Origin of the sequence: Clavibacter tessellarius (assembly GCF_001618005.1) — a bacterium.
GTDB classification, from domain to species: Bacteria; Actinomycetota; Actinomycetes; order Actinomycetales; family Microbacteriaceae; genus Clavibacter; species Clavibacter tessellarius_A.
This window is the reverse complement of the sequence record NZ_LQXA01000015.1, coordinates 42,839-50,414: the sequence shown is the minus strand read 5'-3', so window position 1 is coordinate 50,414 and position 7,576 is coordinate 42,839. Positions and strand designations below refer to the sequence as shown.

General features: G+C 77.2%; 7 protein-coding genes. 2 read left to right on the top strand and 5 right to left on the bottom strand.

All coding sequences use genetic code 11. The features are described from left to right. From AWH51_RS03520 to AWH51_RS03510, 3 genes are all read right to left on the bottom strand, one after another. A partial coding sequence (locus AWH51_RS03520; RefSeq protein ID WP_063070747.1) for a transglutaminaseTgpA domain-containing protein occupies nt 1-1,878 on the bottom strand: 1,878 nt, incomplete at its 3' end. Next, nucleotides 1,875-3,197, bottom strand: a complete 1,323-nt coding sequence (locus AWH51_RS03515; RefSeq protein ID WP_254654462.1) for a DUF58 domain-containing protein — start codon at nt 3,195-3,197, stop codon at nt 1,875-1,877. The genes AWH51_RS03520 and AWH51_RS03515, both read right to left, overlap by 4 nt. Nucleotides 3,198-3,201: 4 nt before the next feature. After that, nucleotides 3,202-4,176, bottom strand: a complete 975-nt coding sequence (locus tag AWH51_RS03510) for an AAA family ATPase (protein ID WP_107490156.1) — start codon at nt 4,174-4,176, stop codon at nt 3,202-3,204. 283 nt (nt 4,177-4,459) lie between these two features. Here AWH51_RS03510 and rsmD point away from each other — a divergent pair, with 283 nt between their 5' ends. Beyond that, nucleotides 4,460-5,032: a 16S rRNA (guanine(966)-N(2))-methyltransferase RsmD gene (rsmD, locus tag AWH51_RS03505; protein ID WP_063070746.1), complete on the top strand. Its 573-nt coding sequence runs from the start codon at nt 4,460-4,462 to the stop codon at nt 5,030-5,032. Here rsmD and AWH51_RS03500 read toward each other — a convergent pair. Beyond that, entirely contained in the window at nt 5,029-6,111 is a 1,083-nt protein-coding gene (locus AWH51_RS03500) for a thiamine-phosphate kinase (protein WP_063070745.1), read from the bottom strand. The genes rsmD and AWH51_RS03500 overlap by 4 nt on opposite strands. A gap of 24 nt (nt 6,112-6,135) precedes the next feature. Here AWH51_RS03500 and AWH51_RS03495 point away from each other — a divergent pair, with 24 nt between their 5' ends. Further along, entirely contained in the window at nt 6,136-6,645 is a 510-nt protein-coding gene (locus AWH51_RS03495) for a DUF3515 domain-containing protein (protein ID WP_063070744.1), read from the top strand. Here AWH51_RS03495 and AWH51_RS03490 read toward each other — a convergent pair. Beyond that, entirely contained in the window at nt 6,602-7,546 is a 945-nt protein-coding gene (locus AWH51_RS03490) for a glycosyltransferase family 2 protein (protein WP_081234838.1), read from the bottom strand. The two genes, AWH51_RS03495 and AWH51_RS03490, sit on opposite strands and share 44 nt — an antisense overlap. Nucleotides 7,547-7,576: the final 30 nt, after the last annotated feature.

Sequence of the window (7,576 nt, the reverse complement as noted above, 5' to 3'; positions counted from 1 at the left end):
CGGCGCGGCGGAGGGGGTCGGCGCGGCGGTCGGGGCGGCGGAGGGCTGCGCGTACGGCGCGGCCTGCCCGCGGCCGGGGGTCGGCTCGAAGGGGATCCAGCCGATGCCCGCGAAGTACAGCTCCGGCCACGAGTGCAGGTCGTGCGAGCCGACGCGGTAGGTGATGAGGTCGCCGTCGCGGCCGACCTGCGAGCCCGGGAGGTAGCCCACGGCCACGCGCGACGGGATGCCGGCCTCGCGCGCCATGATCGCCATGGCCGACGCGAAGTGCACGCAGTACCCCGCGCGCACCCGCAGGAACTCGCCGACGACGTCGACGCCGCTGCCGTCGTAGCCCTGCTGGACGGGCGCCTCCTCGGAGTAGCGGAACCGGCCGTCCGTGAAGAACCGCTGGAGCGCGAGGGCCTTGTCGTAGGGGTCGTCGATCCCGGCGAGCACGTCGGCCGTCGTGGTGCCCACCACGGCCGGCGTCCCGTCCGGGATCTGCAGGAACGGCGACAGATCGCCCGCGGTCGCCGGCGGTGCGGCCCTCAGCTGCTCGGCGGACGGACGGGGGAGCTCGGAGCGCACGGTGTAGCTCTGGTCGCGGCTATCGGAGTCGGACGAGCGGATCGCGAGGCCCTGCTCCGACCACCGCCACGTGCCCTCGAGACCGGCGACGCTGCGCGGGGCGTACGGCGCGGGCAGCCAGGCGCTCGAGGAGCCCTCGACCTGCACGCGCGCCTCGACGTCCTCGACGGGCACGTCGCGGCCGGCGCCCAGGTCGGGCCCGATCGCGTCGACCGTGTTCTCCTCGGGCGGCCGGAGCGGCGACGGCGCCCATTCCTCGCCCTCGAAGCGGGACAGCGTGGTGACCTTGAAGTAGAGGGGCGTCGACGACCCGGTCGAGTAGCGGAGCGCGTCGACGTCGACCGGGCGGCGGAGGTCGTCGCCGAGGTCGAGGATCGGGTTGACGACGCGGGAGCCGCTGGCTCCCGCTCCGGAGGCGGTGGGGAACGTGGCGCTCGTGAGCCCGGGGACGATCGCGGGGGCGACCAACGCGACGACGACGGCGCCGGCCGCGAGCGCGCCCGCGGAGACGAGGGTCGCGCGCGCGGCGCCCGGGCTCCCGCGGCCGGATCCGCGGTCGCCCGACGACGCCCGCCCGCCCGGCAGGTCGCTCCCGCGGTCGCGCGCATCGGCCGCGAGCACCGCGAACCACGCCAGCGCCGTGACGGCGAAGGACGCGACCGAGAACTCGCCGACGAGGATCGCGCCCGGCACGGACACGAGCACGAGCAGCGGCAGGCCCGTGACGGCGGGCATGCGGAGCACCGACGCGAGCACGTCGAGCAGGACGGCGAGAGCCCCGATCGACGCGACGGCCACGAAGACGATGGACGCGAGCGGCGGCACGGGCGCGGAGCGGCGGTAGATCTCCTCCCCCGCCTGCTCCCCCACGGCCACGAGCGTCCGCACGGTCTCCGGGGTCGGCAGCACGCCGAGGATCGCCGTGCGTCCCGCGAACACGAGCGTGACGAGGAGCACGAGCACGACGAGCGCGCCGCCCGAGGCGAGGATCCGCGGCGCGCCCGCGGCGCGGAGCAGCGCGGCGGATCCGAGGACCGCCGCCACGACGACCGCGCAGAGCAGGAACCAGGGACCGGTCTCGATGAGCAGGTGGAGGCTCGCGGCGGCGGCCAGGAGAGCCACCGCGAGGGCGGCCGTGAGCGGCCAGCGGGCGGCGGCGCGGCCGCGGGGACGGGGCGGACGGCCGTCGCGCCCGGGCATGCCGGATGCGCCCGCGCCGCGTCCCCCGCGCCGTTCGCCCGGCAGGGGCCGCGGCTCGACGGTCCAGCGCTCGCGGCCGCCGAGTCCGACGGAGCCGAGGTCGGTCACCGGGCCATCTCCTCGGAGCGCGCGGCGTGCCACGCGTCTGCGGGTCGGATGCCCTCGCCGAGGACCACGGTGGTCCAGCCGGACTCGCGGAGGATGCGGAGGGCCTCCCGGTCGTCGCGTCCGTCGACGCGGCCGGGGTGCGCGAGGAACGCGACGGCGGGACGGCAGGTGGATCCGAGCCCGGCGAGGCGCCGGGCCTCGGCCTCGTCGAGGTGGCCGAGCACCGCGTGCAGGGGGACGGCCCGGCGGCTGCGGCGGAGGTCGGACAGCAGCTCCTGCACGGCGTCGCGGTCGGGGTCGGGATCGGTCGGGCGCACCTCGGCGAGGCGGAGCAGCAGGTCGGCCTCGCTCGCGGGCTCGGCGCCGCGGCCCGGGGCGGGGGCGTCGGAGGCGCCCGCGGTCTCGAGGAGCTGCACCGCGTATCCGCCGCGCTGGAGGTGCACGGCGACGCTCGCGGCGAAGGACACCGCGCGCTCGAACGCGCGGTCGCCCTCGTCGTCGTCGTCCGCGTACCGGGGGAAGGCGGACGCGCGGGTGTCGAGGAGCACGAGCGAGCGCGGGCTCGACCGCTGCTCCTCCTGTCGCACCATGAGCTCGCCGTGGCGGGCGGTGGCGCGCCAGTGCACGCGGCGGAGCGGATCCCCCGCCCGGTACTCGCGCGTGCCGAGGTCGTCCTCGCCGCCGTCCGCCCGGCGCTGGACGCGCTCGGACTCGCCCTCCGACGACACCTGGCCGGAGGGCTCCGCCTCGAGGTCGGCGATGCGCGGCGTCACGACGAGCCGCGAGGTGCCGCCGGCGACGTGGCGCAGCAGCATGAGGCGGAACGGGTCGTTCTCCTCGACCGCGAGCGGCCCCACCTCGTGCACGCCGCGGCGCTCGGGCGTCAGGTCGTAGCGGAGGACCGGCCGGACGGCGGCGCGCCGTGATCCGCGGGCGAGCCCCCGAAGGGACGGCAGCGCCGCGGGCGGGGTCGCTCCCTCCACGCCGGGCACGACGTCCAGCACCTGCGCCGGCGGCGTCGCGAAGGGGCCCGTGCTCGACACGGACACGGTGACGGTCGTCGCGGTGCCGGACTCGACGACGTCCGAGGAGAAGGAGCGCTCGACGTGCAGCCGGATGCGCGCGACCACGAGCCAGGCGGCCGCGAGCAGCGGCAGCGCGAGCACCGCGGCGCCGATGAAGACGAACTCGCGCCGCCCCGCGAGGAACGCGCCCGCGAACGCCGCGACGCCCGCGGCGAGCAGGGCGATGCCCCGGAGGGTCGGATGCGGGACGGCCTCGATGCCGACCCTCCGCATCAGGCGCGCGAGGGGCCGCACGACGTCAGCGCGCCCGGCCCGCGGCGCTCAGCGGCACGGACGTGGTGGCGACGATCCGCTCGAGGATCTCGACCACGGCCGCCTGCCCGCTGCCGCGCCGGCCGAGCGCCCGGCCCGTGGCGACGAGCCGGTGCCCGAGCACCGGCGCGGCCAGCGCGTCGATGTCGTCGGGCAGCACGAAGTCGCGGCCGTCGAGCGCGGCGCGGGTCTTCGCGGCGCGGATGAGCTGCAGGGTGGCGCGGGGGCTCGCGCCCAGGCGGATGTCCTCGTGACCGCGGGTGGCCTGCACGATCGCCACCGCGTAGCGCGAGACGGGATCGGACACGTAGACCCCGCGGGCCGCGTGCATCATCGCGTCGAGCTCGTCGGCGTCGACCACGGGCCGCAGCTCGTCGAGCGGGCTCACCGTGTCGCGGTCGCGGAGCATCGCCAGCTCGGCGTCGGCGTCGGGGTAGCCCATCGAGATCCGGGCCATGAAGCGGTCGCGCTGCGCCTCGGGGAGCGCGTACGTGCCCTCCATCTCGACCGGGTTCTGCGTGGCGACGACCGTGAACGGCTGCTGGAGCCCGTGCGTGACGCCGTCGACCGTGACCTGCCCCTCCTCCATGCACTCGAGGAGCGCGGACTGCGTCTTGGGACTCGCGCGGTTGATCTCGTCGCCGATGACGATGTTCGCGAACACGGCGCCCGGCTGGAACTCGAAGCGGTGGTCGGCCTGGCTGTACACGGAGACGCCCGTGACGTCCGAGGGGAGCAGGTCGGGCGTGAACTGGATCCGGTTGACGGTGCAGTCGACGCTCCGCGCCAGCGCCTTGGCGAGCATGGTCTTCCCGACCCCCGGCACGTCCTCGATGAGGAGGTGGCCGCCGGAGAGGAACACGGTGAGGGCCATGCGGGTGGCGTCCTGCTTGCCGGACATGACGGCGTCGACGTTGCCGAGGATGAGGTCGGCGAGCCGGCGCACCTCCGTCAGCGGCATGGCCCGGGACCCGCGTGAGGCGGGGGCGTGGGCCCCCGTCCGCGGGGCGGGGTGGATGCGCGCGGGCGCGACGCCCGGATCGCCGTGCAGGGGAACGGACTCGGACTCGGGGCTCGTCACGCGGATCCTCCAGCGTCGTGGGCGTCTTGCGAGCATACGTCAGCTCCCCCCGCGCGTCCGGGGAGCGGCCGTGAGCGGCTGGACGCGGCCGCGGACGGGTAGCGTGGACGCCCGTGGACCCCGCCCCGATCCCTGCCGCTCCGCGTCCCGCCGGACGCACGTCGTGACCCGCATCGTCGCCGGGTTCGCCGGCTCCCTCGTGCTCCGGGTCCCGAGGACCGGCACGCGCCCCACGAGCGACCGGGTGCGCGAGGCCCTCTTCTCCGGTCTCGAGGCCCGCGACGCGCTCGACGGCGCACGGGTCCTGGACCTCTACGCCGGATCCGGCGCCCTCGGCCTCGAGGCCGCGAGCCGCGGGGCGCGCGAGGTGGTGCTGGTGGAGCGCGCCACCCCGGCCGCGTCCGTGTGCCGGTCGAACGCGCGCATCCTCGAGGGCGCGGCGCCGCGCGGAGCCGAACTGGCCATCCGCGTCGCCGCCCAGAGCGTGCACGCCTTCCTCCTCGGCGACCGCGGCACCTACGACGTCGCGTTCCTGGATCCGCCGTACGAGGTGGGCGACGCGGAGCTCGCCGAGGAGCTGGCCGCCCTCGCGCCGCGGCTCGCCGACGACGCGGTCGTCATGGTGGAGCGGAGCGCCCGATCGGCGGAGCCCGCGTGGCCCGTCGGCATCGCGCTCGACCGACGCCGGGCCTACGGCGACACCGTCGTGTGGTGGGCCGCGGCGGATCGGGGCTAGCGCGCGCCGTCCCAGTCGGCGTACGGGTCCCAGCCGCCGCGCGGGGTCCGCGGGCCCTCGTACGGAGCGCCGTCGACCGTGACCGACGGACCCCGGGCGCCCGCCTCCCGCACGACGCCGACGACCCGGAACGACCCGGGGATCGGGGCGCCCGCGGGGAAGGCGGCGGCGAGTCCGTGGTCCTCGCCGCCCGTGAGGACGAGGTCGAGGGCCAGGGACGGGAGAGCAGGATGCGCGTCCGCGACGCGCCGGACGTCGGCGGCGAGGGCCGCGGTCGCGAGGTCGATGGCCACGCCGCTCGCGCGCGCCATCCGGGCGAGGTCGAGGAGCGGCCCGTCGGAGACGTCGAGCATCGCCGTGGCCCCGGCGCGGGCCGCCTCCACCCCGGCGGCGATGGGCGCGACCGGCGAGAGCTGCGCCTCGACCGCGTCGGGATGCGCGGACCGGAGCGCCCGCGCGAGGTCAGCGTCGGGGACCGGTTCGCCGCCCGCATCGGCCCGGCGCGCGTGGTCGAACAGCAGCCGGACGCCGGCGGCGGCCATGCCGAGCGTGCCCGCCACGGCGATCACGTCCCCGGGGCGCGCGCCGGAGCGCAGCACCGGGGCGCGGCCCTCGAGGTCGCCCGTCGCGGTGACCGTGATGACGAGCGCGTCCGACACGGAGAGGTCGCCGCCGACCACGCCGCAGCCGGGCGCCTGGGCGCGGCAGCCGTCGCGCAGCCCGTCGGCCAGCGCCTCGAGGTCCCGCACGGGCGTGTCGGCGGGCGCGGCGATCGCGACGAGGAGGGCGGTCGGTCGGGCGCCCATCGCGGCGACGTCGGCGAGGTTGGAGGCGGCGGCGCGCATCCCGAGGTCGTGCGGCGTCGACCACGCCAGGCGGAAGTCGGGCCCCTCGACCATCATGTCGGTCGTGATGACGAACCGGCCGTCGGGCGCCCGCACGACGGCGCAGTCGTCACCCGGCCCGGCGTCGGCGGCGTCGGCGTCCGGCAGGCGGGGCAGGATCCGCGCGAGGGTCGCGAGCTCCCCCGCGCTGCCCAGGGTCGCGTCGTCGGGCCGGGGCGTCTCAGGAGTCGTCACGGGTGCCACGGTAGCCTGACCCCGATGACTCCCCGCCGCCCCGCCCGCGCCGTGCGCGCCGCCGCAGCCGCCGTCGCCGCGTGCGGCCTCGCCGTCCTCCTCGCCGGCTGCACCCCCACCGTCTCGCTCGAGCCCGCGGCCGACGCGGCGGATCCGCTCTGCGCCGACGTGGTCGTGCACCTGCCCGCCGAGCTCGGCTCCGCTCCGCTCCGCGAGACCGACGCCCAGGGCACGGGAGCGTGGGGCGATCCGCAGAGCACGGTGATCCTGCGCTGCGGCGTGACGCCGCCCGGGCCCACGACCGACGCCTGCATCAGCTACGACGACGTCGACTGGGTGGAGGACGACACCAGGGCGCCGAACATCCGCTACACGACCTACGGGCGCACGCCCGCCGTGGAGGTCGTCATCGACTCCACGCAGGCGAGCTACACGGCCCTCACGGACCTGAGCCGGGTCGTCGGCGCCATCCCGCAGACGAACCGCTGCGTCAGCGCGCAGGACCTCGGCGTGGCACCGCCGCCCGGGAGCTGACCGGCGCCTCGAGCGCATCCGGCCCGTGCCCCCGGCGCGCGGCCACGACCAGCCGGCCCGCGCGCCACCATCGCAGCCACGGCAGCTCGCGCGGCCAGTGCGTCGTGAGCGACGCCATGCCCCGGCTCATCCGCAGCGGCAGTGTCGACGGGCGCGTCAGCGGACGCATGCTGATCCCCATGCCCAGGCGCGGGTCGAGCACGATCCGCCGCTCGGGCCCCAGGTGCACCGAGAGGTCGATGTCGTCGTGCAGGTGCGTCCCCGCGCGGTGCACCTCGTGGCGCACCTCGCGCCAGGCGTCGGCGCGGAGGGCGAAGTTGGATCCGAACAGCGGCGGGTGCCCGAGCGCGAGCGTCACCGAGGCGAAGTAGGCGCCGAGGTAGGCGACGGCCGCGACGCCGCGGAGCGCGCGCGGGCCGTCGAGGAAGCGCGCGGCGCCCGTGACGGCGGCGATGTCGGGACGCGCGGCGAGCACGTCGCCGAGCCGCTCGATCCAGTCCGCGGGCGGTACGCAGTCGGCGTCGAGCCGCGCGATGACCTCGTGCCGCGCCGCGTCGTAGCCGGTCGACGCGGCCGCCGGGATCCCGACCACGGGCTCGTGGACGACGCGCGCGCCGCCCGCGCGGGCGACCTCCGCGCTGTCGTCGCGGGAGGCGTTGTCCACGACCACGACCTCGTCCGGCGCGACCGTCTGGCCGGCGAGGGCCCGGAGGCAGGCCCGCAGGTGCCCGGCGTCGTCGCGGACGGGGATGACGACGGAGACCGTCGGCCGCCGGACGGTCGGGGTCTCGCCCACCGGCCGCGAGCCTTCGCCGCGGAGACGGGCCGCCGGGCGCACCGCGAACCCGATCCGGGCGTCGGGGTGGAGGCGGGGCCGGGCGACGGATCGTCCTACGAGCATGCGTCGAGCCTAGGCTCTCCCCGTCGCGGC